At 66.4% G+C, this 22,396-nt stretch carries 21 protein-coding genes; 8 read left to right on the plus strand and 13 right to left on the minus strand.

Going from position 1 to position 22,396, the window contains the following annotated elements:
- Positions 1–133 precede the first annotated feature (133 nt).
- The 5 genes from SI859A1_RS08460 (at position 134) to gmk (ending at position 4,460) form a co-directional block, all read left to right on the plus strand.
- Positions 134–370, plus strand: coding sequence for an acyl carrier protein (locus SI859A1_RS08460; protein WP_009209380.1), 237 nt, complete (start codon positions 134–136; stop codon positions 368–370).
- A 40-nt stretch (positions 371–410) separates the two neighbouring features.
- Positions 411–1,676 (plus strand): beta-ketoacyl-ACP synthase II, encoded by a 1,266-nt coding sequence (gene fabF, locus SI859A1_RS08465; protein ID WP_040325580.1) that lies wholly within the window; start codon positions 411–413, stop codon positions 1,674–1,676.
- Between the two features lie 103 nt (positions 1,677–1,779).
- Complete coding sequence (gene mltG / locus SI859A1_RS08470) at positions 1,780–2,871, plus strand: endolytic transglycosylase MltG (protein WP_009209382.1); 1,092 nt, start codon at positions 1,780–1,782, stop codon at positions 2,869–2,871.
- Positions 2,872–2,910: 39 nt separating this feature from the next.
- A complete protein-coding gene (locus SI859A1_RS08475) occupies positions 2,911–3,798 on the plus strand; it encodes a YicC/YloC family endoribonuclease (RefSeq protein WP_009209383.1) in 888 nt (295 codons plus the stop codon).
- On the plus strand, positions 3,795–4,460 hold the full coding sequence (gene gmk, locus SI859A1_RS08480) for a guanylate kinase (RefSeq protein WP_009209384.1): 666 nt from the start codon (positions 3,795–3,797) through the stop codon (positions 4,458–4,460). The genes SI859A1_RS08475 and gmk overlap by 4 nt, the downstream gene beginning before the upstream one ends.
- 48 nt (positions 4,461–4,508) lie before the next feature.
- On the opposite strand, the gene rsmA is transcribed toward gmk, so the two are convergent.
- From rsmA to SI859A1_RS08510, 6 genes are all read right to left on the minus strand, one after another.
- A complete protein-coding gene (gene rsmA, locus SI859A1_RS08485; RefSeq protein ID WP_009209385.1) occupies positions 4,509–5,348 on the minus strand; it encodes a 16S rRNA (adenine(1518)-N(6)/adenine(1519)-N(6))-dimethyltransferase RsmA in 840 nt (279 codons plus the stop codon).
- Positions 5,345–6,379 carry a 4-hydroxythreonine-4-phosphate dehydrogenase PdxA gene (gene pdxA, locus SI859A1_RS08490; protein WP_244400948.1) on the minus strand — a complete coding sequence of 345 codons (1,035 nt, stop codon included), beginning with the start codon at positions 6,377–6,379 and terminating at the stop codon, positions 5,345–5,347. The genes rsmA and pdxA overlap by 4 nt, the downstream gene beginning before the upstream one ends.
- 25 nt (positions 6,380–6,404) lie before the next feature.
- Positions 6,405–7,349: a SurA N-terminal domain-containing protein gene (locus SI859A1_RS08495; RefSeq protein WP_050767485.1), complete on the minus strand. Its 945-nt coding sequence runs from the start codon at positions 7,347–7,349 to the stop codon at positions 6,405–6,407.
- A gap of 204 nt (positions 7,350–7,553) precedes the next feature.
- Positions 7,554–9,881 (minus strand): LPS-assembly protein LptD, encoded by a 2,328-nt coding sequence (locus tag SI859A1_RS08500; RefSeq protein WP_244400950.1) that lies wholly within the window; start codon positions 9,879–9,881, stop codon positions 7,554–7,556.
- Between the two features lie 143 nt (positions 9,882–10,024).
- Positions 10,025–11,107: an LPS export ABC transporter permease LptG gene (gene lptG, locus SI859A1_RS08505; protein ID WP_009209389.1), complete on the minus strand. Its 1,083-nt coding sequence runs from the start codon at positions 11,105–11,107 to the stop codon at positions 10,025–10,027.
- Positions 11,104–12,282 (minus strand): LptF/LptG family permease, encoded by a 1,179-nt coding sequence (locus SI859A1_RS08510; RefSeq protein WP_009209390.1) that lies wholly within the window; start codon positions 12,280–12,282, stop codon positions 11,104–11,106. Before SI859A1_RS08510 ends, lptG begins: the two co-directional genes overlap by 4 nt.
- Positions 12,283–12,568: 286 nt before the next feature.
- Here SI859A1_RS08510 and SI859A1_RS08515 point away from each other — a divergent pair, with 286 nt between their 5' ends.
- Positions 12,569–14,068, plus strand: a complete 1,500-nt coding sequence (locus SI859A1_RS08515; protein ID WP_040325583.1) for a leucyl aminopeptidase — start codon at positions 12,569–12,571, stop codon at positions 14,066–14,068.
- 11 nt (positions 14,069–14,079) lie between these two features.
- Entirely contained in the window at positions 14,080–14,532 is a 453-nt protein-coding gene (locus SI859A1_RS08520; protein ID WP_009209392.1) for a DNA polymerase III subunit chi, read from the plus strand.
- Positions 14,533–14,555: 23 nt separating this feature from the next.
- Here SI859A1_RS08520 and SI859A1_RS08525 read toward each other — a convergent pair whose 3' ends face one another.
- The 3 genes from SI859A1_RS08525 to SI859A1_RS08535 all read right to left on the minus strand — a co-directional run bounded on the left by SI859A1_RS08525 (position 14,556) and on the right by SI859A1_RS08535 (position 18,066).
- A complete protein-coding gene (locus SI859A1_RS08525) occupies positions 14,556–15,305 on the minus strand; it encodes a hypothetical protein (protein ID WP_040325585.1) in 750 nt (249 codons plus the stop codon).
- Positions 15,306–15,546: 241 nt separating this feature from the next.
- A complete protein-coding gene (locus SI859A1_RS08530) occupies positions 15,547–17,457 on the minus strand; it encodes an ABC-F family ATP-binding cassette domain-containing protein (protein ID WP_009209394.1) in 1,911 nt (636 codons plus the stop codon).
- A 99-nt stretch (positions 17,458–17,556) separates the two neighbouring features.
- Positions 17,557–18,066, minus strand: a complete 510-nt coding sequence (locus SI859A1_RS08535) for a DinB family protein (RefSeq protein ID WP_009209395.1) — start codon at positions 18,064–18,066, stop codon at positions 17,557–17,559.
- A 194-nt stretch (positions 18,067–18,260) separates the two neighbouring features.
- Here SI859A1_RS08535 and ndk point away from each other — a divergent pair, with 194 nt between their 5' ends.
- A complete protein-coding gene (gene ndk, locus SI859A1_RS08540) occupies positions 18,261–18,683 on the plus strand; it encodes a nucleoside-diphosphate kinase (RefSeq protein WP_009209396.1) in 423 nt (140 codons plus the stop codon).
- A gap of 88 nt (positions 18,684–18,771) precedes the next feature.
- Here the strand turns inward: ndk and SI859A1_RS08545 are convergent, their stop codons facing one another.
- The 4 genes from SI859A1_RS08545 to uvrC all read right to left on the minus strand — a co-directional run bounded on the left by SI859A1_RS08545 (position 18,772) and on the right by uvrC (position 22,331).
- Entirely contained in the window at positions 18,772–19,269 is a 498-nt protein-coding gene (locus tag SI859A1_RS08545; protein ID WP_050767486.1) for a molybdenum cofactor biosynthesis protein MoaE, read from the minus strand.
- 2 nt (positions 19,270–19,271) lie between these two features.
- On the minus strand, positions 19,272–19,523 hold the full coding sequence (moaD, locus tag SI859A1_RS08550; protein ID WP_040325587.1) for a molybdopterin converting factor subunit 1: 252 nt from the start codon (positions 19,521–19,523) through the stop codon (positions 19,272–19,274).
- Between the two features lie 68 nt (positions 19,524–19,591).
- Entirely contained in the window at positions 19,592–20,173 is a 582-nt protein-coding gene (pgsA, locus tag SI859A1_RS08555; protein WP_009209399.1) for a CDP-diacylglycerol--glycerol-3-phosphate 3-phosphatidyltransferase, read from the minus strand.
- A 91-nt stretch (positions 20,174–20,264) separates the two neighbouring features.
- A complete protein-coding gene (uvrC, locus tag SI859A1_RS08560) occupies positions 20,265–22,331 on the minus strand; it encodes an excinuclease ABC subunit UvrC (protein WP_009209400.1) in 2,067 nt (688 codons plus the stop codon).
- Between the last annotated feature and the right edge of the window lie 65 nt (positions 22,332–22,396).

The following is a 22,396-nucleotide window of genomic DNA, read 5'->3' on the forward strand; positions in this document are numbered from 1 at the left end:
ATGCGCCGGCACTTCGAATTTTCCGCTGTCGTTGCCTGCGGACTGGCCGCGACGAGGATGACCACAACGCTTGATAATGCGTCGTGCCACGTCTAACGAAAGCGGCGAAACCAATCGCAATAGAGGACTGACAATGAGCGATACCGCTGAGCGAGTGAAGAAGATCGTCGTCGAACACCTGGGCGTCGAGCAGGAGAAGGTCACGGACAACGCGAGCTTCATCGACGATCTGGGCGCCGACAGCCTCGATACGGTCGAGCTCGTCATGGCTTTCGAGGAAGAGTTTGGCGTCGAGATTCCCGATGATGCCGCCGAGACCATCCTGACGGTCGGCGACGCGGTCAAGTTCATCGAGAAGAACCAGGCCTGACCCAATCGGGCGGCCTAACCGCCTGGGCGAAGAGCGATTGATGAGACGAGTAGTCATTACAGGCGTCGGCATGGTCACGCCCCTCGGGGCGGGTGCCGGCGTCACATGGAAACGTCTGCTGAACGGCGAAAGCGGCCTGAAGCGTGTCGACAACTTTCAGGTCGATGACCTGGCGTGTCAGATCGCCGGGCAGATTCCGCGCGGCGACGGCCAGGACGGCACCTTCGATCCGGACCACTGGATGGAGCCGAAGGAGCAGCGCAAGGTCGATGACTTCATCATCTACGCTGTCGCGGCCGCGTCCGAGGCCCTCGACGATGCCAACTGGCATCCCGAGACCTACGAGGACCAGATCGCTTCCGGCGTTCTGATCGGTTCGGGGATCGGCGGCCTGCAGGGGATCGAGCGGACCTCGCTGATCCTCGCCGAGAAGGGGCCCCGGCGCATCAGCCCGTTCTTCATTCCCGGCAGCCTGATCAACCTGGCCTCCGGTCATGTGTCGATTCGCAACGGATTGAAGGGCCCGAATCATTCGGTGGTTACGGCCTGCTCGACCGGCGCGCATGCGATCGGCGACGCGTCGCGACTGATCGCGCTCGGCGATGCCGACGTGATGGTGGCGGGCGGTGCGGAATCACCGGTCGGCCGCCTCGCAATGGCCGGCTTTGCCGCCTGCAAGGCGCTGTCCACCCACTTCAACGACAACCCGACGGCCGGTTCGCGGCCCTACGACCGCGACCGCGACGGCTTCGTCATGGGCGAGGGCGCCGGTGTGGTCGTTCTGGAAGAATACGAGCACGCCAAGGCGCGTGGCGCGAATATCTACGCCGAGGTCATCGGCTACGGCATGTCGGGCGACGCCTATCACATCACGGCTCCCGCTTCCGACGGCGACGGCGCGTTCCGCTGCATGTCGGCGGCGATGAAGCGGGCCGGCGTGCAGCCATCCGAGCTCGACTACGTGAATGCGCACGGCACCTCGACGCCGCTGGGCGACGAAATCGAGCTCAGGGCGATCGAGCGGCTGGTCGGCGATGCCGCCAGCGGCATCACCATGTCGTCCACCAAATCGGCGATCGGGCATCTGCTCGGCGCAGCGGGCTCCGTCGAGGCGATTTTCTCGGCGCTGGCGATCCGCGACAATGTCGCACCGCCGACGCTGAATCTCGACAATCCGTCGGTGGAGACCAAGATCGATCTCGTTCCGCACGAGAAGCGCGAAAAGCGCATCGACGTGGCACTGTCGAACTCCTTCGGCTTCGGCGGCACCAACGCTTCGCTCGTGCTGCGACGCGTGGCCGACTGACAACGATGGCGGCGGCGCATGATGCCGCCGCTGCCGTTCCGGCTTTCGCCACAATCCGATGGTGCTTCGGCAGCCACGAGGCAATTTCATTCGGGGGTATGCGGTGACCGACGAACGCGGCGAGGGCGCTCGCTCAGGCAAGGGCCGTCGTGGCCGGGGTTCGGCTCCGGCGCACAAACGCTCGCGGGCTTCCCGCAACCAGCTCGTCATCTTCCTGAATTTCTGCCTGTCGACCGCGCTCTTCGTGATGCTCGCGGCCGGTGCGCTGATCTATTGGGGCGTCGGCCAGTTCGAGGGCGCAGGCCCGCTGCAGGCCGAGACCACCTATGTCGTGCCGCGCAACAGCGGCCTGCAGACGATTGCCAGCGGGCTCGAGCGGGAAGGCGTCATCAGCGACGCGACCGTGTTTGAATACGGCGTGCGCTTCGCCGGGACCGCGGGTGACCTGAAGGCCGGCGAATACGCCTTCGCACCGGGCACCTCGATGCGGGAGGTGATGGAGAAGCTCCGCGAGGGACGCTCCATCATGCATTCGGTGACCATTCCGGAGGGCTGGACGGCCGAACGGGCCTTCGAGCGGATTGCCGCCGAGCCGTCCCTGACCGGCGACATGCCGGAGATGGTGCCGGAAGGCACGCTGATGCCCGACACCTACCTGTTCCAGCGCGGCCTGACCCGCAAGGAAATCGTGCGGCGGATGCGCGAGGCACAGAACAAGCTCGTCGCCGAGCTCTGGGAGACGCGGGCCGACGATTTGCCGATCGACGATATCGGCCAGTTCCTGACCCTCGCCTCGATCGTCGAGCGCGAGACCGGCATCGCCGGCGAGCGCCCGCATGTCGCGTCGGTGTTCGTCAACCGGCTGCGCAAGGGCATGCGCCTGCAGTCGGACCCGACATTCCTCTATGGCGTCTATGGCGGCGCAGGCAAACCGTCCGACAAGCCGGTGACGCAGTCCGACATCGACAGCGATACGCCCTACAACACCTACAAGATCAAGGGTCTGCCGCCCGGTCCGATCGCGTTGCCCGGCCGCGCCGCGCTGGAGGCGGTGGCCAATCCGCTGGAGACCAAGGACATCTACTTCGTGGCCGACGGCACCGGCGGCCATATCTTCGCCGAGACGCTGGACGAGCACAATCGCAACGTCCGCGACTACCGTGCGCTGGAACGCCAGAACCGGGCCGAGCAGTAGCAACGCCGCCGTTCCCGACGGCGCGAGGGGAGAACCGCTATGCCGGTGCAAAGCATGACGGGCTTTGCCCGCCACGAGTCGACGCAGGCCGGCGCCGAGTTCGTCTGGGAGCTGCGCTCGGTCAACGGCAAGGGGCTCGACCTGCGGCTGCGTCTGCCGCAGGGCTTCGAAGCGATCGAGGGGGATCTGAAGCGCGCGGCCGCCACCTGGCTCAGCCGCGGCAACATCCAAGCCAATCTCCAGATCCGGCGCGACGAGACGGCGCCGGCCTTCACCATCAACGATGCGATGCTCGGCCAGCTTCTGGCGCTGTCCAGCCGGCTGGTCGCCGATGGTCACGCCGGCCCGCCGAGCGCCCACGGCATCCTGGCGATCAAGGGGATCGTCGAGGTCGCCGAGAGCCGGCTCGACCCCGAGGAGCGCGAGGCGCAGCTCGCTGCCGCCAGGACGACCTTCGTCGCTGCCGTCGAAAGCCTTGTCGCTGCGCGGCAGGCCGAGGGCGCCGCCCTTGCCGACATCCTCTCCGAACGGCTCGCCGAGATCGAACGTCTGGCCAATGTGGCCGAGGCCGACCCGTCCCGCAGCATCGAGGCCTGCCGGGAGCGACTGCGCGCACAGGTCGCCGAACTGATGGGCGCCGACGAGCGGCTCGACGAACAGCGCCTGCACCAGGAGGCGGCGATGATCGCCGCCCGCGCCGATATCCGCGAGGAGATCGACCGGCTGCAGACCCATGTGGCGGCGGCGCGGGCGCTGCTGTCGAACGGCGGGCCGATCGGCCGACGCCTCGATTTTTTGTCGCAGGAATTGAACCGCGAATCGAATACGGTCTGCTCCAAGTCGAATGCGACTTCGCTGACCGCCATCGGACTGGAACTGAAGGTGGCGGTCGATCAATTCCGTGAGCAGGTGCAGAACATAGAATGACGTCGATTTTCGAAACGGAATCGGGGGCGCCGATCGCACGCCGTGGGTTGATGCTGGTGCTGTCGTCACCGTCCGGCGCCGGCAAGTCGACCATCGCGCGCAATCTCCTGGAGTCCGATCCCGGCTTCCAGCTCTCGGTCAGCGTGACGACGCGCAAGCGGCGGGCCAGCGAGATCGACGGCGTGCATTACCGCTTCATCGACCGCGCCGAGTTCGAGCGGCTGCGTGACGGGGGCGCGCTGCTGGAATGGGCCGAGGTTCACGGCAATTTCTACGGCACGCCCCGGGCCGCGGCCGAAAAGGCCATGCGCGACGGTCGCGACATGCTGTTCGACATCGACTATCAGGGCGCGCTGCAACTGCAGGAGCAAGCCAAGGCGGACGTCGTCTCGGTGTTCATCCTGCCGCCGTCCATGACCGAACTGAAGACCCGCCTCCTGCGGCGCGCCGAGGATTCCGGCGAGACCATCGCGGTTCGCCTGAAGAACGCCAAGGTCGAGATCGAACGCTGGCGGGACTATGACTACGTCGTCGTCAACGAGGATCTGGACAAGGCGTTTTCGGCCGTGCGGTCGATCATCAACGCCGAGCGGCTGCGCCGCGACCGGCGGCCGGGCCTGTTCGACTTCACGGCCAAACTTCTCTCCCAGACCGTGTGCTGAGACGGGCGCGCTTGCGCCCATCACCGGCTGACAATCTGAGTCAGCCGGCTAGTCCAAGCCGTTGGCAAGGCGGACGAATTCACTGATCGAAAGGGTTTCGGCCCGGCGCTGCGGATCGATATCGGCCGCCACGAGAAGCGCTTCGCCGCCAAGGCTCTTCAGACTCTGGCGCAGCATCTTGCGGCGCTGGCCGAAGGCGGTGGCGGTCACGCGTTCGAGCGCGGCGAGGCTCGCCGGCTCGGGCTCGGCGCGCGGCCGGAGCTGGATCACCGAGGAGGTGACCTTGGGCGGCGGGGTGAAGGCTTCCGGCGGTACGTCGAAGAGGATCTTGGCCTGCGTCCGCCACCCGGCGAGAACGCCGAGACGGCCATAATGCTTCGAGCCGGGCACCGCCACGATGCGTTCGGCCACCTCGCGCTGGAACATCAGGGTCAGGCTCGACCAGACAGGCGGCCATTGCGGCGTCGCGATCCAGTTGAGCAGCAGCTGCGTTCCGACATTGTAGGGCAGGTTCGCGACGATCTTCAGCGCGTCGGCGCCGTCGGGGTGTGCAACCTCCGCCAGATCGAAGTCCAGCGCATCGGCGCGGCGGATGTCCAGCCGCCCGGGATAGTGCGCGGCGATGGCCTCGAGCGCCGGAATGCAGCGACTGTCCTTCTCGACGACCACGACATGCGAGGCACCTTCGGCGAGCAGCGCGCGGGTCAGGCCGCCGGGACCGGGGCCGATCTCGACGATTGTCGCCCCCTCCAGCGGCAGCGCCTGTCGGGCGATGCGACCGGTGAGGTTCAGATCGAGAAGGAAGTTCTGGCCGAGGCTGCGCTTGGGATCGAGGCCGTGTTCTTCCAGGACCGCACGCAGGGGCGGCAGGCTGTCGATGGGGCTCACGCGTTGGCCGTCACGGTGCTGCCTGCACTCTTGCCGATTTCGGCCATGCGCCCGGCCAGCCGGATCGCCGCGAGGAAGCTGTCGGGCCGGGCGTCGCCCGAGCCGGCAATGTCGGCGGCCGTGCCGTGATCGGGCGAAGTCCGGATGATCGGAAGGCCGAGCGTGGCGTTCACCGTCTGGTCGAAGGCCAGCGTCTTGGCCGGGATCAGCGCCTGGTCGTGATACATGCAGACGGCGACGTCGTAGTGGGCACGGGCCAGCGGATGAAACATCGTGTCGGCGGGCAGCGGCCCGGCCGCGTCGATGCCGGCAGCGCGCAGGCGCGCGACGGCCGGGCGGATCACCGTCTCGTCCTCGGTGCCGATCGCCCCCTTCTCGCCGGCATGCGGGTTCAGACCGGCGATCGCGAGACGCGGGCGCGCAATGCCGAGGCGGGCGCGGTAGTCCGCGGCGACGATCCGGCAGGTCGTCTCGATCAGCTCCGCGGTGAGCTGGGCCGGCACTTCGGCGATGGGGATATGGATGGTCACCGGGACGCAGGAGAGGTCCGGACCGGTCAGCAGCATGACGGGCGTAAAGGGACGTCCGAGCCGCAGCTGACACAGATGCGCCAGATATTCGGTATGGCCCGGATGGTGGAAGCCGGCGTCGTAGAGCGCCTTCTTGTCGATCGGTCCGGTGACGACCGCAGCGGCGCCGCCTTCCAGCACCAGTGCCGTCGCCCGGTCGATCGCCTCGATCGTGCCGGCGGCATTGGCCGGGTCGGTCCGGCCGGGAGTATCGGACTGGCGGTTGACCAGCGGCAGGACGGGCAGGGTGCCGGCGGGCACGCCATGCGCTTCCGCCGGATTGTGGATCATCGCGATGGCCAGATCGCGGCCGAGACGGCGGGCCCGCGACGCGAGGACGTCGGGATCGCCGATCACGAAGAAAGCCGGCAGATCGGCCCGGTGGTCGCCATGGATCGCGATCACGATGTCCGGGCCGACACCCGACGGATCGCCGAGCGTCACCGCGATCGGTGCATCCATCGCAAAATCCCGCATGAACTGCCCCTTAGCGGCGAACGATCTGAGCTCTATCGCGCAGCTTCTTCAGATAGGCTGCGTCGGGTTCGGCCTGTTCGCCGAGCTTTTCCATCTCCCGTGCCTGGAAGACGAGAGCCGCGGCCTTGTCGTCGGAGATGTTGCGGGTGTTGCACACGGCGATGAATTCGACACCGCGTTCGGTGGCCTGGGCCGGCGTGGTGCGTCCCACCGAGGTCGCCTGGATGTCCTTCTTCCAGCGCGGCGGCAATTCCGGCTGTGCGACGCGGCCGAGGTCGCGAACGGTGACGTCGCGCAGGCCCTTGGCGAACTCGTAGGTCGACTCGCAGGACTGGAAGCGCGAGCGCATGCTTTCGGCCTCGCGCTTGCGCTGTGCCATCAAGGCCGAACGCTGGGCGTCAGGGATGACGAAGATCACCTGCTGGAGGGTGTATTCGGTGGTGCTCGGCTTCTCGCCGCCCTGGGCCAGCATCCGCTGGACCACATCCTGCTCGCTCAGTCGCTCGGTGCTGCGCATGTTGGCCTGGACGGCCTGCCCCCAGCCCATCTGCACGCGGATGTAGTCCTTGAAGCCGTCCGAGGAGAAACCGGCGCGCGACAGCACCTGTCCGAGCTGCTCGCGGGTCAGTTTGTTCTCGGCAGCGAAGCGGCCGAAGGCCTCGTCGACCGCCTCGTCCGGAATGGCGATGCCGCGGCGCCCGATCTCCTGCTTCTTCAACGCCTCGTCGATCAGCTCGTCGGTCGCCTTCTGTGTGGCATTGCCGCCGACGCGGCGCAGCTGCAGGAAGGCGGCCCGCTGGCGGATCTGGTAGCTGGTGATCGGCATGCCGTTTACCACCGCCTTGATCTCGCTGGCGGCCTGTACCGATACGGTGGTGGCGGGCAGCGTGGCCGCGGCCGACCCGGCAAGGACGAATGCGAGGGCCGCGCGTCTGGCGACGTTTCCAACGATCATGACTGCTTCAACTCCCTGAATGCGGCGCGTCCCGCTCCGGCGCCCTGTCGTGCGCCCGCTCATGGCGTCCATCCGCCCGGATGTCGCACAGGGCAAGGCTCCCGCAAAGCCGTTTCGCCTGCAAGCCCGGACTGCTCGTAGCGTGCAGCTTTGGCGAAACCGTGATCTGGTCGGCCGTTCGCCCGGCGGCGGGGCGAACGGATGTCAGCCGTCGTCGCCGAGATCGTAGGAATAGCCGAAATCGGAAATCGTGCGGAGCCCGATGGTGAACATCAGCCGCGAGGAATCCGATTCCTGCGAATAGCGGTTCACCGTATCCTGGTAGGAGACGAGCAGGCTGAAGCACTCGTCGGCATAGCCGATGCCGAAGGTCTTCTCGACCACCGACTGGTTCTTGATGTCGTAGCCGACCGAACCGAAAGCGCTCCAGTTCTCGGCGAATTTCAGCGTGCCCGAACCGGTGATCTGGCTGCGATCCTCGATCGAGCCATAGATCGGCTGGGCGTCGATGTTGGTGTAGGTCACCGTCGCGGTGGCGTCGGACGAGCCGTAGGTTCCGAACACGTCGGTGCGCCGGACAGCGAAGCTCTCCTCGTCGAAGCGGGCCTGGGTGCCGAGGGTGACGCCGATCGGCGTGCCGACGGCGATCGAGCCGACATAGTCGGAGCGGCCGGACTCCAGACCGGAATCGTAGCCGACCAGCGCCAGATCGGTCTGCGCGAAGGAGTTCACGCCGCCCAGATGGTAGGACTGGCCGAACACGGCGTTGACCGAATAGCCGCCGTCGAAATTGCCGGCGTATTTGACGCCGACATTGGCGCGCGAGCCACCCTCGATCCGGTCGTAGCCGGAGAACTTGTCGAGTGCGAACAGATTGGCGGTGTTGAACACCAGCGTCTGCGCGTCCTCGTTGGGCAGGAGACCGATCTTCTGCTCGTCCGGCCGCAGGATGACCTGACCGATCGGCTCGATCACATGCGAGGAATTGGCCGTCTCGATCAGATAGGGGTAGCGCGCTTCCATCGCCGCGGTCGCCATGCCGCGCGTGCCGGTATCGTCCAGCGACAGGGCGCCCTGAGGGCCGAAGGTATTGTTGAAGCCGCTCGAATACATGTCGGCCGCATAGAAGTCACCGCGAGCCGACGCCATCGGAGTCAGTACCAAACCAGACTGCAGCGTATACGCGTCACGCCACGCCAGATCCGTCGATACCCGTGTGTAATCTCCCTCTAATGCGTTGTAGCGCAGGAGATCCGTCCGATACTGACTTTGGCCGGCGAAAGGTGCCCGGCAGGCTTCGTACATGTCGTTGACGAGGTAGAGCGAGGTCGCGCAGATCGGGTTGACCGAACCGTCGTCACGGTGCAGCGACGCGACGTTCATCTCCAGCTTCACTTCGCCGCCGAGAACGCCTTCCTGCTCGATGCGCTCGTAGTCGAAGCTCGGCGCCACCAGCGGCTGGGTATCCGCGGCGTTGGGGTTGACCGACTGGTACTGGAACTTCTGGCCGCGCAGGTCGAAATAGCTCTGGTCGCCCAGACCGGTCAGATAGATCTCCGACGTCTTCACGGTGTCGCCGTAGCCGGGGATCTCGTAGGTGGCGGAGAAGTTCTCGTCCGACTGCACCATGACGTCCCAGCCGAGCGTCCAGCGCTCGCTGAGGGCGAACTGCGCCTTCGACCCGATCATGCCGCGTTCGGTGTTGTCGAAGTCGGGGGAGGCTCTGATGAGTTCGCCGGTCGTCGTGTTGTAGACATTGTCGCCGGCGAAGGCATCCGGGTCGTTCTGGCTGATGCCGGCGGCCTGCAGCGTGAAGAAGCCGTTCTCGAAGGCCTGGCGGTACTCGGCCTCGGCCAGGAAGCCCTGCTTGGTGTAATATGTACCGGACAGGGTGACGTCCTTGTCGTCGGCAATGTCGATGAAATACGGGGTGCGCAGGCCGTAGCCCAGATTGCTCGACGACTTGAAGGTCGGTGTCAGGAAACCGGTCTTGCGCTTGACCGTCGGGTCCGGCGACTGGAAGTACGGCATGTAGGCGATCGGCACGCCGAGCAGTTCGAACTTGGCGCCGTAGTAGCGCACTTCCTTCTCGGTCTGGTCCCAGACGATCCTGCGGGCCTTCACCTGCCAGAGCGGCGCCCGATCCGGGTTTTCGCGGCAGGCTTCGCAGGCCGTGTAGACACCCTGCTGGAAGGTCGTGACGCTGCCGTCCTGACGCACGGCGTCACGGGCGGCGAAACGGGTGTTGTCCGGGGTCTCGATCCGCAGCGCCTTGACGAAGCCGTCGCGGAAATCATCGGTGATGTCGATGCTGTCCGCGTAGACCTTATTTCCGTCCGGCTGTTGCAATTCCACATCGCCCGAAGCCACCAGGCGACGGGTGTTCTGGTCGTAGGTGACGTTCCGCGCGACCAGCTTGTAGCTGCCATAGTCGATCCGCACACCGCCGGAAGCGGTGACGATGGAGTTGTCGGTATTGTAGGTGACGGTATCGGCTTCCAGGAACATCTGGGCGTCGTCCGGCACCGACATGTCGGCCGGAATGACCGCCTGTGCCCACGCTGCCTGGCCCCCGAAGCCGAGGCCGCAAATGGCTGTTCCCGCAAGGAGAACCGCCCGTATGCTGGCCTGCGCGTCGCGGCGTTCTGCGCGACTGGCCCCCCTCGCAACCATACTCAACCATCCTCTTGATGGAGCAGGATCGTCACCCCAGACAATCCTGCCGCCAAGACCGGAAACCACGCTGCCATAACCGGTGGTACCACGTCATTGCTTCCGAGAGCTTTCGCCAAGAACGTGACGACGTAAAGCACGAATCCGGCCATAACACCGCCCGCAATCGTCCTACCAGACTGGCCCGTGCGCGAAAACCTCGTGGCGACGGTCGCGGCGAGCAATGTCATGGCGATGAACAGGGCCGGCTGCGCCACTAGCGTGTGGTACTGCATCCGGAAGGCGTCGGTGTTGAAGCCGAGACTGGCGGCAACGTCGATCTTCGAGCCGAGCTGCCAGATGGAGATCGCCTCGGGATCGGCGATCCGCTGTTCGACATATTCGGGGCGCAGGCTGGTGGGAAGCTTGTATTCCTGCGGGAATTCCGGCCGGTAGCCGACCCGCGTCACCCGCGGCTTCTCCAGAAGCCAGTATTCGTCGTTGAGAACCGCACGCGCCGCGTCGATGCGCTCCTTCACGATGCCTTCGTCGTTCATGACGAAGGCGGTGATGTCGCCGAGAACCGTGCCGCTGCGCGCCACCGTCTTGGCGCCCAGGATCGACTGGATGCCGTCGCCCTCCTGACGCAGCCACGGAACGCGGTCCGAGCTCGAGACGTCGCCCCCGGCGGTCATGGTGGTCTGCATGTCCTCGGACAGGGTCTTCGTATAGGCGGTCAGCGGATTGTAGACGAAGGTCGCCACGATCCCGATCAGGAACGAGCCCACCACGAAGGGCAGGAGGATCTGCCAGATCGAGACGCCGGAGGCACGCGCCACGACGAGTTCCAGGCGCCGGTTGAGGGTCAGGAGCGTGTAGATCGACGAGAACAGGACGATGAAAGGGAAGGCCTGGCCGATGAAGCTCGGCACCCGCAGCAACGAGAAGAGGGCTGTGGCGCCGAAGCCGAGATCCTCGAAGCGGCTGCGGCGGCTGACCTCGATCAGGTCGATCAGGTAGATCAGCGCGAAGACCGTTAGCAGCGTCGACAGGAAGCTGACGACATACAGGCGGAAGAAATAGCGGTTGAGGGTCCAGTTCCTCATCGCGCAGCCCCCGCGGCCCGGCGCCGGCCGAACAGGGCGGCATAGCCGTCCTGCAGGGCGGTCGTCGCCTGTTGCAACGGCGCCCAGCCGGCGAGGTCGAAATTGCGCCAGATCAGCACGCTGTTCAGGACGATGGCGGCCAGCGGCAGCAGATAGGAGATCACCACCCAGAAGACGCCCTGCTCGATCTGGGAAAGCGTGACGAAGCCGGCGGCTTTCAGCACCAGCCCGCCGCACAGGCCGACCGTCATCGCCGGGCCGGTGCCCTGGCGGTTGGTCGAGGGCTGGCCGGCAACGACGATCGCCCACAGGACGAAGGCGATGGCGAAAAGCCAGTTGGTCATGCGGTCGGTCAGTTCCTCGGTGAAGCTGTGCGGCCGTTCCTGGTAGAGGCCATCATTGGGATCAGGCCAGATCAGCGCCGCGGTGCTGCGCTCGGAGGCGCGCACCCAGCTGTTGTCGGTGGCCGGCCGCAGCGCGGCGAGATCGAAGGCATAGGTCTGGAACTGGATCACCGAGACGCTGTTGTCGGCAGTGTTGCGGCGGTGGAGCTGGCCGTCGAACAGGAGCAGCAGCGAACTGGCGTCCTCGTCGATGATCTTCGCCTCGCGGGCGAAATAGGTGAGGTCGCTGGCCGGGTCGCGGGTGTCGGCGATCACGAGGCTCTCGACGGTCGCACCGTTCACGTCGCCGATGCTGATGACGATGCCGTCCTGCACCTGCTCGAAGCGGCCGGGCTTCAGAAACAGGGTGATCATGTCGGCGTTGATCGAGCGGATACCGTTCTGGAACGCGCTCATCGAGGCTGGCCCGACGACATTGCCGATCAGGAGCATGATCAGGCCGCCCAGAAGGCCGAGGGCAACGATCGGCCGCGCGATGACGGCCTGAGAGGCCCCGGCGGCCGAGATGACGGCCCGTTCGGAATCGGAATTCAGCGAGTTCAGCGCCTGGATCGCACCGATCAGCAGCGCGAAGGGCAGGACCCCGGCGAACAGGTCCGGCAGTAGCATCAGGGCGATCCAGAAGATGTTGCTGGCGGCCGATGCGCTGGTCTTGACCACGTCGATGCGCGACAGCGCCTGGACGATCCAGACGATCAGCACCAGCGAGGTCAGCGAAGAGGCCGCATACACGAAGGCTCGCTTGAAGATGTAGCGTTCCAGAATCGTCATGCGGTTCCGGTTCCCGCGGCTGCAGATCTGCCCATTGCCTCGCTCGATTTTTCACTTGCGGCCGGCGTGGGCCTGGAGAAACAGCCGGCGGCCGGCTCTCGTCTTGGAAGGAAGATTACACCAGCTTGGCTAAAGAAGGGCGAAGAACGATGGTGAACAGGGCGTATCTTCGGCCGCGGGCCTTGCAATGCGGCCCGTCCCGACCATCATTGCCCGCGTCGCCGCATGCCGCCCCCGGACGGCTGTCCCGCCGCGACACGATTTCATTCGACCTGCAGGAGACGTCATGGCCAGCCTTCCCTCGATCGAGTTCGTCGCAAAGGATGCACCAGCCAAGGGTGTGCTGGTCGTCCTCGCCGGCAAGGATGCCGGCCTGGCGGCGGGTGCGGGCGACGCGGTTCGGTCCCTCGTATCGCGCGCCGCGGGTATCGCCAAGTTCAAGGGCAAGCACCTTGCGACACTCGACGTCCTGGCGCCCGCCGATGTCGATGCCGACCGGCTGCTGGTCGTCGGCACGCATGCCGACAAGCCGCTGACCGACGAGGACTGGCTGAAGCTCGGCGGAATCATCGCCGCGAAGACCAAGGGCGCGTCGGAGGTGACGATCCACTGCGAGCGGGCCGACGGCGACGTCTCGGCCGCCGAAGCCGCGATGCTCGCAGCGGGCGCAAGCCTGCGCGCCTATGATTTCGACCTCTACAAGACGAAATCATCGCGCAAGAACGGCGAGGACGAGCCCAAGGTCGCCTCGAAGATCGCCCTGGCCGTCGCAGATGTCGCCGCTGCAATGGACGCCTACGCGGTCCAGGAGGCGATCGCCGCCGGCACGATGCTCGCCCGCGACCTCGTCAACGAGCCGGCGAATGTTCTCGGGCCGGTCGAGTTCGCCGACCGCATCGCGGCGTTGTCGCAGCAGGGCATCGACGTCGAGATCCTCGGCGAGGCGCAGTTGCGGGAGCTGAAGATGGGCGCGCTACTGGGCGTCGCGCAGGGCTCGCCGCGGCCGCCGCGCCTGGCCATCATGCGCTGGAACGGCGGTCCGGACGACGAGGCGCCGATCGCTTTCGTCGGCAAGGGCGTCGTCTTCGACACCGGCGGCATCTCGATCAAGCCGGCGGGCTCGATGGACGAGATGAAGGGCGACATGGGTGGTGCGGCCGCCGTGGTCGGCGTGATGCGCGCGCTGGCCGGCCGTTCCGCCAAGGTCAACGCCATCGGCATCGTCGGCCTCGTCGAGAACTCCGTCGACGGCAATGCCCAGCGGCCGGGCGACATCGTCACCGCAATGTCGGGCACGACGATCGAGGTGCTGAACACCGACGCGGAAGGGCGGCTCGTTCTGGCCGATGCGCTCTGGTACTGCCAGGACCGCTTCAAGCCGAAGTTCATGGTCAATCTGGCGACACTGACCGGGGCCATCATCGTGGCGCTCGGCAACCAGCATGCCGGCCTGTTCTCCAACAATGACGAATTGTCCGACCGGCTGCTGGCGGCGGGCATCGGCGCGGGCGAGAAGGTCTGGCGCCTGCCGCTGGCGCCGGAATACGACAAGATGATCGAGGGCAAGTTCGCTGATATCAAGAATATCGGCGGTGGACGGGCGGCCGGCGCGATCACCGCGGCGCAGTTCCTGCAGCGCTTCGTCAACGACGTGCCATGGGCGCATCTCGACGTCGCCGGAACGGCGATGGGCTCGCCGGCCAACGAGTACAACCAGTCCTGGGCGTCGGGTTTCGGCGTGCGCCTCCTGGACCGGCTGGTGTCCGACCACTACCAGGCAGGCTAGGACGGGGCCCGATGACCGAGGTCCTGTTCTATCACCTGACCCAGAGCCGGCTCGAGGAGGCGCTGCCCGACCTTCTCGAGAAGAGCCTGGGGCGGGGGTGGCGCGTCGTGGTGCAGTTCTCCTCGGAGGAACGCCGCGACGCCCTCGACCATCATCTCTGGGTCTATCGCGACGAGAGCTTCCTGCCGCATGGCAGCGATTCAGACAGCAGCGGTGCGTTGCAGCCGATCCTCCTGACGGTCGAGGCGGAGCAGAAGGCCAACGATCCGCAGGTGCGGTTCCTCGTCGACGGGGCCGTGCCGGCGAGCCTCGAGGGTTATGTGCGGGCGGTCTACCTCTTCGACGGCCACGACGCCGAACAGCTCGATCTGGCGCGCTCGCGCTGGAAGGTGGAGAAGGCCGCCGGGCACGCCGTCACCTACTGGCAGCAGAACGACGACAGCCGCTGGATCAAGAAGGCCTGAGCCGGCGATCGCTCTGCCGGATGTCAGCGTTCGCTGCTGCGACCACCGAGCCAGCGTTCGTCGCGCGTATCGGCCGGTGCGGTCTGCCGCGCCAGATGGGCAGGCACCGTCTTCGCCGCGGTGAGCGTCGCCCGGTACCAGCCCGGTTGCAGATGGACGATCAGGGCGAGAGCGAGGAGATTGGCGAAGCTCGCAAGCTCCAGCGTTTCCTCGATCCAGACGGCGTTGCGAGCCTCGGCCCATTCGGCACCGACGAGCATCAGCGCGCTGGCGCCCACCGGCACGAGCCAGAACAGTGTGACCTCGCGGATGCTACGGGCCAGCGGCACCCGGCGGTACAGCAATAGCGCCACGGCGCCGAGCGCCAAGGCAAACGGGATGAGATCCTTGTATGTGCCGGTCAGGCACGGACCACCCTCGTAGAAGCTGCTGGAGCAGGCCGGCGTCTCGCGCATGCTGGCCATGGCGCAGCCGAAGCTGCCGAGCAGTGTCACGTAGAAGGTCTCGAAGTCGAACCGCAAAGCGGCGATCAGGAAGCCGATGGCGGCGAGCGCGACGGTTGCGACCTGCAGCAGTTCATGCGGGCTGTTCTCGGCGATCGTCGCGTCGCCATCGATACCGCCCACCAGAAGGAGGCTGCAGGCGATCGCGACCAGAATCGCCCCCGCTGCGATGGCCGCGAACACCGCCAGCTCCCGCCAATGCAGCCGTTGTCGCACGACATGCAGTATGTCTCCGGGAAGGCCTGACAGGCCGGTATATGAGATGCGCATGCAAGGTGCTTTCCTGAAGCGCTCTCCATGACTGTCCGAAGGAACGGGCGGCCAGAGGGCGGCTTCGACATGGCGGGGCCGCCACGCGGGGACAGCCAGCGCCGACCGAACGCCGGCAACGACGTGTTGCAGGCGTGTGCAGCCAAGATGTCATTTTCGTGACGTCCACCGCAAGCCAGGAACGTTGCTTGCGATCACGACCGTCCGTTCACGCGTTGCCGCTTCGCGGCGGTCGATAGCGTTATTCTGCAGCCATCGCAGAATCATGTTCCTCGGTCAGGCCGAGCCAGTCTTCCTCGCAGGCGGCGAGCGTCTTGGCGGCCGCGGCGCGCTGCTTGTTGAGCTCGCTCGCCTTGGCCGGATCGCTCGTGTAGAGCGCCGGATCGCCGAGCTTCTCGTCGAAGGCTTCGATGGTCTTCTGGAGTCGCGAGATCTGGATCTCGAGCTGGCTGATCTTCTTCCTGAGCGGCTTCAGGGCCTCACGGCGCTCGGCGGCCTGGCGGCGCTGGTCGACCTTGGAAACCGGCGCGGGCGCAGGGGCGACCTCGCCGGCGCTGCCCACGGGCGGAGCGCCGCTGCCCTTGGTCGCGCCGGACAGGACCAGCTTCTTGTAGTCTTCCAGATCGCCGTCATAGCGCGACACCGTGCCGTCGGCGACGATCCACAAGCGGTCCATCGTCGCCTCGACCATGTGGCGGTCATGGCTGATCAGGATGACGGCGCCGGGATAGTCGTTCAGGGCCCGCACCAGGCTCTCGCGCGCCTCGATGTCGAGATGGTTGGTCGGCTCGTCGAGGATCAGAAGGTTGGGGGCATCCAGCGTGGCAAGGCCCATCAGCAGCCGGGCCTTCTCGCCGCCCGACAGCTTCTCGGCGGCGGTGTCCATCTTCTGGGTCGGCAGGCCCATCTGCGCCACCTTGGCGCGGACCTTCGGCTCGGTCGCATCGGGCATCAGCCGGCGGACATGCTGCACGGCGCTTTCGGCCGGGCGCAGATCGTCGATCTGGTGCTGGGCGAAGAAGGCGATCTTCAGCCCCGGCGCGCGGGTGATGGTGCCGCTCTGCTCGCGCAGGCGCTGGGCCAGGAGCTTGGCGAAGGTGGACTTGCCGTTGCCGTTCTGGCCGAGGAGGGCGATCCGGTCCTCGGTGTCGATCCGCAGATCGAGGCCCGACAGGATCGGCCGGCCGGGCTCGTAGCCGACGGTCACATGTTCCATGCGGATGATCGGGGAGGCGGCCTGCTTCTCCGGGCCCTCGAAGACGAAGGGCGTGACGTGCTCCTCGACGATGCCCTGCAGCGGCTGCATGCGTTCCAGCGCCTTCAGGCGCGACTGGGCCTGCCTGGCCTTGGACGCCTTGGCGCGGAAGCGCTCGACGAAGGCCTCCATGTGCTTCTTGGCGGCTTCCTGCTTGACGATCGACTTCTGCAGGAGCTCCAGCTTCTCGGCCCGCTGGCGCTCGAACTGGTCGTAGTCGCCCCGGTAGAAGACCAGCTTCTTCTGGTCGAGATGGACGATCGAATTCACCGCGTTGTTCAGGACGTCGCGGTCATGGCTGATGACGATCACGGTGTAGGGATAGCGCGAGACGAAATTCTCGAGCCAGAGCGTGCCTTCCAGATCGAGATAGTTCGTCGGCTCGTCGAGGAGCAGCAGATCGGGCCGCGAGAACAGCACCGCGGCCAGCGCGACGCGCATCCGCCAACCGCCCGAGAAGGACGAGGCGGGCCGGGCCTGGGCCGCCATGTCGAAGCCGAGGCCCGACAGGATGGACGAGGCGCGGGCTTCCGCGGAATGGGCCTCGATATCGGCAAGGCGGGTATGGATGTCGGCGATACGGCCCGGATCGGTCGCCGTATCGGCCTCGGCCAGCAGATCGACGCGTTCGCGGTCGGCCTTCAGCACGATCTCGATCAGCGACTCTTCGGTGCCGGGGGCCTCCTGGGCGACCTGACCGAGGCGGGTGTTCTTCGGGAACGACACATTGCCGGTCTCGGCCGCCAGTTCGCCGGTGATGATCCTGAACAGTGTCGACTTGCCCGCGCCGTTGCGGCCGACAAGGCCGACCTTGCTGCCGGCCGGCAGCGACAGGCTGGCATTGTCGATGAGAAGGCGCCCGGCGACGCGCGCGGAAAGATTGGTGATCTGAAGCATGGCGCAGCTTTTGCCACGCCATGACGCGGTGCGGAAGGGGACGATGGGAGACAGTTGCCCGCCAAGGCAGTCGCGACCGGCGCCGCGACCGCTCCCTCGCTAGGAGTATCCGGTCTCGCGCTGGTAGGTCACGAGGTCGAACCCCGGCGCCGCCCGGCCGAATCCGGTAAGGATCGCATGGGCCTGACCGCGATGGTGGGTCTGATGATTGAAGACGTGGAGCAGCGCGGCGCCGAGCTTCTGGGTGAATTCCCGCGGTTCGGAAAGCGAACGGTAGGAGATGGGACTGTCGAGGTCGTGATCGGACAGGCCGTCGATCCAGTGGGCGATCCGGGCGTCCTCGGCCTGTCTTGCCTGCTGCAAATCGGCGAAATCCTCGAACAGGATGGCGTCGAGCCGGTCCGGCGCGTCCCCTGCGCCGGTGAAGCGCCGCATCCAGATCCGGTCGGCGACGAGGAGATGGTTGAGCGTGCCCAGCATGGAGCCGAAGAACACGCCGCGGTCGGCCCGCAATTCGGTGGCGGTGAGATCGGCGGCGGCACGGTAGAGCCGTTCGTTGCACCAGCGATTGTAACCCGCCAGCAGGCGGGCGGTGTCGGTCGAAAGCATCGCAGGTCTCCGCATGGGATGGTGGCGGGGGCGGCCGTGGCCAACGAGAATTTCGCGTCTGGCCGGCCCAGGCAAGGTGCAGCTTGCGAAATCGCGCCGGGGACGGGACGGGTGCGCTGCAACGCCTTGCTCCGGCCAAGGCGCGTCGCTATAGGTCGCCCACTTTCCCCGATCCAATCGAAAAGGACTAGGACATGGCGGTCGAACGCACGTTCTCTATGATCAAACCCGACGCGACCCGTCGCAACGTGACTGGCGCGATCACCGCCATGCTGGAAGAGGCCGGCCTGACGGTCGTGGCGTCGCGCCGCGTGTGGATGAGCCGCCGCGAGGCCGAGGGCTTCTACGCCGTCCACAAGGAGCGCCCGTTCTTCGGCGAACTCGTCGAGTCGATGTCGTCGGGCCCGACGGTCGTCCAGGTGCTACAGGGCGAGAACGCCATCGCGCGCAACCGCGAAATCATGGGCGCCACCAACCCGGCCGACGCCGCCGAGGGCACCATCCGCAAGGCCTTCGCCCTGTCGATCGGTGAGAACTCGGTGCACGGCTCCGACGCGCCGGAGACGGCTGCGCAGGAGATCGCCTACTGGTTCTCCGAGACCGAAATCGTCGGCTGATCGCCGGCGTTTCAGGTGACTGAACGAAGAAGGGAGGCCGATGGCCTCCCTTTTTTCGTTTCAGGGCAGGATACGCGCGTTTCGGGCGTCAGATCCGGTGCCAGCGATCGGTTGCGGCATCGTCGGTGTCCTTCGCCTCGACCCAGCCGCCGGTGCTGCCGTCAACCAGATGCTCGCGCTTCCAAAAGGGCGCCTGGGTCTTCAGGAAGTCCATCAGATAGGACGCGGCCTCGAAGGCGGCCTGACGATGGGCGGAGGAGCAGGCGACGAACACGATCTCCTCGCCGGGCGCAACGCGGCCGTAGCGGTGGATCGCACGGCAACCGAACAGCGGCCAGCGCGCCAGGGTCTCGCGGGCGATCCGCGCGATCTCGCGTTCGGCCATGCCGGGGTAATGTTCGAGTTCCAGCGCGGCGAGGCGGCCGCCTTCGTCACGGCAATAGCCCGAGAAGGTGACGAGGCCGCCGACGGCGGCGCCGCCGGTCATGGCCGCGATCTCGGCGGCGATGTCGATGTTCTCCGCCTGGATCCGGACCACCGGCGCGATGTCGGCGGACGAGGCCGGGACGGCGGTTCCCTCAGCCATTCTCAGCCCCCGGTCATCGGCGGGAACAGCGCGATCTCACGGGCACCGGCGACGGGTTCGGAATGGTCCGCATGTTCCTGATCGATGGCGACGCGGATGAATTCCGGCGACTGAAGCGCTGCCGCGTAGGTCTCGCCGCGCCCCTTCAGCCAGGTCAGGAGATCAGCGACCGTGACGATTCCCGCCGGCAGTTCGACCTCTTCGTCGGAGACGCCGATGCGTTCGCGCACCCATGCGAAATAGGCGAGTTTCATGGGAGAACCTCCTGCAATGGACATCGGGTTGCCAGGCGCGAGTGACCGCGATGCGGCCCCGGCCGTGGTCAGTCCGCGATGTGCTTCAGACCGGCGCGGAAATAGTCGTAGCCGGTGTAGAGCGTCACGATCGCCGAGATCCACAAGAGCAGGATCCCGGTCTCGGTGGCGAGGGGGTAGATACCGTCGGCCGCGGGCCCGGCAAGCAGGAAGCCGATCGACACCATCTGGATGGTCGTCTTCCATTTGGCGAGCTGGGTGACCGGCACCGAGACCTTCAGTTCCGCCAGATATTCGCGCAGGCCCGAGACGAGGATCTCGCGGCACAGGATCACGATGGCCGCCCACAGGCTCCAGCCGGCGATGGTGCCGTCGGCCGCCAGCAGCAGCAGTGCCGCGGCGACGAGCAGCTTGTCGGCGATCGGGTCCAGCATGCGGCCGATGGTCGAGGTCTGCTGCCAGGCGCGCGCCAGATAGCCGTCGAGGAAATCGGTGACACTGGCTGCCAGGAAGATGATCAGCGCCGACCAGCGCGCATAGTCAGGGCTTCGCAGCGTCCCTTCCAGGAAGAAGCAGAGGACGACGAGCGGCACGCAGACGATGCGCGCATATGTGAGGAGATTGGGTAGGCTGTAGGCGCGAGATGCCATGGAAAGTCCGCTTCGGCTGTGCGTGTCAGTACAAGCCCGCAAGCCGGGCTTTCGTCAACCGCCATTGTCCGCATGACACATGACGGTCAGTTCATCCACGCTCGTGGAAGTGGTCGTAGATCGATTTCGCCATGGCCGCCGAGATGCCCTCGACTTCGCGCAGATCGCTGAGGGCGGCCCGCGACACGGCCTTGGCCGTCCCGAAATGGTGGAGCAGGGCGCGCTTGCGCGACGGGCCGATGCCGCCGATCTCGTCGAGCGGATTCTTCACCAGCTCCTTCTTGCGCCGTGCCCGATGGGTGCCGATGGCGAAGCGGTGTGCCTCGTCACGCAGCCGCTGCAGGAAGTACAGCACCGGATCGCGCGGCGGCAGCGAGAAGGGCTCGCGCTCGCCGGTGACGAAGCGCTCGCGGCCGGCATCTCGGTCGACGCCCTTGGCGACGCCGATCGTGGTGACCCGGTCGGCGATGCCGAGCTCGTCGAGAATTTCGCGGACCGCGGAGATCTGCCCCTTGCCGCCGTCGATCAGGACGAGGTCCGGCCAGGCGGGCATGGACGAGTCGGACAGGGCGTCCTGCGGATCCTCCTCGTCTTCGGTCTGGGCAGACAGCGGGACGTCGCCGTGCTCCTTGATCAGCCGCGAGAAGCGCCGGCGCATGACCTCCTTCATCATGCCGAAATCGTCGCCGGGCGTGATGTCGTCGCCGCGGATATTGAACTTGCGGTAGTGATTCTTGGCGAAGCCCTGCGGGCCGGCGACGATCATGCCGCCGACGGCGGCGGTGCCCATGATGTGGGAGTTGTCGTAGACCTCGATCCGACGCGGCGTGCGCGCCAGTCCGAAGGTTTCGGCGACGCCCTTGAGGAGCCGCGCCTGCGACGAGGTCTCGGCCAGCCGGCGTCCCAGCGCCTCGCGGGCATTGGCCGTGGCATGGTCGACGAGGTCGCGCTTCAGGCCGCGTGCCGGTACGCCGATCTGCACCCGGTGCGAGGCCTTCAGGCTCAGCGCTTCGGCCAGAAGCGGGCCGTCGTCGACCATCAGCGGCAGCAGGACGAGGCGCGGCACCGGCTTGTCGTCGTAGAACTGGGCAAGGAATGCGCCGAGCACCTCGCTCGGCTCCAGCGAGGAATCGGCCTTCGGGAAATAGGCGCGGTTGCCCCAGTTCTGGCCGGTGCGGAAGAAGAACACCTGGATGCAGGTCATGCCGCCTTCCTGGTGGATGGCGAAGACGTCGGCCTCCTCGATCCCGGTCGGGTTGATGCCCTGATGGCTCTGGACGTGGGAGAGGGCCGCGAGACGGTCGCGGTAGATCGCGGCGCGCTCGAAATCGAGGTCGTCGGAGGCCTCCTGCATGGCCGCCGACATGCCATTCTTGATCTGGTTGGAGCGGCCGGACAGGAACGCCTTGGCCTCACGCACGAGGCCATCATAGTCGGCGATCGAAATCTCGCCGGTGCAGGGCGCCGAACAGCGCTTGATCTGGTGCAGCAGGCAGGGCCGGGTGCGGCTTTCGTAGACCGAATCCGTGCAGGTGCGCAGCAGGAAAGCGCGCTGCAGCGAATTGATCGTGCGCCCGACCGCCCCGGCCGAGGCGAAGGGGCCGAAATAGCTGCCCTTTCGCGAACGGGCACCGCGATGCTTCATGATCGCCGGCGCCTCGTGATCCTCGCTCACCAGGATGTAGGGGAAGGATTTGTCGTCGCGCAGCAGCACGTTGTAGCGCGGGCGCAGGCGCTTGATGAGGTTCGCCTCGAGCAGCAGCGCCTCGGTTTCCGTGCGCGTCGTCACGAATTCCATCTGCCGCGTCTCGCGGATCATCCGCGCGATGCGCTGGGTGTGGCCGCCCAGCCGCGTGTAATTGGCGACGCGCTTCTTCAGCGAGCGGGCCTTGCCGACATAGAGGACGTCGCCGTCCTTGCCGAACATGCGATAGACGCCCGGCTGGTTCGGCAGACGCTTGGCGAGCGCGGCAATGAGCTCGGCCCCGGTGAGGTCGCGCGCCAGCTGCTGACCGGCATCGTCCCAGTCGATCGAGGCCAGCAGCGCGGCACTCGCCGCGGCGGCCCTGCCGTCGGGAGCGTCGCTGCCCTCGTCCAACGGGTCGGACTCAGCGCCGTCGATCAAATCGTCGTCTGTCTCTTCAGGCTCGTCGATCATTTTATCCTGGCCGGAGAGGGGCTTGGCGCCGCTTCCGGATATCTATAATCAGGGTCCGCCATGCG

It is taken from the genome of Aurantimonas manganoxydans SI85-9A1, from assembly GCF_000153465.1.
GTDB classification, from domain to species: domain Bacteria; phylum Pseudomonadota; class Alphaproteobacteria; order Rhizobiales; family Rhizobiaceae; genus Aurantimonas; species Aurantimonas manganoxydans.

Excerpts from the sequence above, each read along its gene's own strand:
- SI859A1_RS08460 (WP_009209380.1), top strand. The coding sequence starts at position 134 with ATGAGCGATACCGCTGAGCGAGTGAAGAAGATCGTCGTCGAACACCTG.
- fabF (WP_040325580.1), top strand. The coding sequence starts at position 411 with ATGAGACGAGTAGTCATTACAGGCGTCGGCATGGTCACGCCCCTCGGG.
- SI859A1_RS08475 (WP_009209383.1), top strand. The coding sequence starts at position 2,911 with ATGCCGGTGCAAAGCATGACGGGCTTTGCCCGCCACGAGTCGACGCAG.
- gmk (WP_009209384.1), top strand. The coding sequence starts at position 3,795 with ATGACGTCGATTTTCGAAACGGAATCGGGGGCGCCGATCGCACGCCGT.
- pdxA (WP_244400948.1), bottom strand. The coding sequence starts at position 6,379 with ATGGATGCACCGATCGCGGTGACGCTCGGCGATCCGTCGGGTGTCGGC.
- SI859A1_RS08495 (WP_050767485.1), bottom strand. The coding sequence starts at position 7,349 with ATGATCGTTGGAAACGTCGCCAGACGCGCGGCCCTCGCATTCGTCCTT.
- SI859A1_RS08500 (WP_244400950.1), bottom strand. The coding sequence starts at position 9,881 with ATGTCGGTGCCGGACGACGCCCAGATGTTCCTGGAAGCCGATACCGTC.
- lptG (WP_009209389.1), bottom strand. The coding sequence starts at position 11,107 with ATGAGGAACTGGACCCTCAACCGCTATTTCTTCCGCCTGTATGTCGTC.
- SI859A1_RS08510 (WP_009209390.1), bottom strand. The coding sequence starts at position 12,282 with ATGACGATTCTGGAACGCTACATCTTCAAGCGAGCCTTCGTGTATGCG.
- SI859A1_RS08515 (WP_040325583.1), top strand. The coding sequence starts at position 12,569 with ATGGCCAGCCTTCCCTCGATCGAGTTCGTCGCAAAGGATGCACCAGCC.
- SI859A1_RS08520 (WP_009209392.1), top strand. The coding sequence starts at position 14,080 with ATGACCGAGGTCCTGTTCTATCACCTGACCCAGAGCCGGCTCGAGGAG.
- SI859A1_RS08525 (WP_040325585.1), bottom strand. The coding sequence starts at position 15,305 with ATGCGCATCTCATATACCGGCCTGTCAGGCCTTCCCGGAGACATACTG.
- SI859A1_RS08530 (WP_009209394.1), bottom strand. The coding sequence starts at position 17,457 with ATGCTTCAGATCACCAATCTTTCCGCGCGCGTCGCCGGGCGCCTTCTC.
- SI859A1_RS08535 (WP_009209395.1), bottom strand. The coding sequence starts at position 18,066 with ATGCTTTCGACCGACACCGCCCGCCTGCTGGCGGGTTACAATCGCTGG.
- ndk (WP_009209396.1), top strand. The coding sequence starts at position 18,261 with ATGGCGGTCGAACGCACGTTCTCTATGATCAAACCCGACGCGACCCGT.
- SI859A1_RS08545 (WP_050767486.1), bottom strand. The coding sequence starts at position 19,269 with ATGGCTGAGGGAACCGCCGTCCCGGCCTCGTCCGCCGACATCGCGCCG.
- moaD (WP_040325587.1), bottom strand. The coding sequence starts at position 19,523 with ATGAAACTCGCCTATTTCGCATGGGTGCGCGAACGCATCGGCGTCTCC.
- pgsA (WP_009209399.1), bottom strand. The coding sequence starts at position 20,173 with ATGGCATCTCGCGCCTACAGCCTACCCAATCTCCTCACATATGCGCGC.
- uvrC (WP_009209400.1), bottom strand. The coding sequence starts at position 22,331 with ATGATCGACGAGCCTGAAGAGACAGACGACGATTTGATCGACGGCGCT.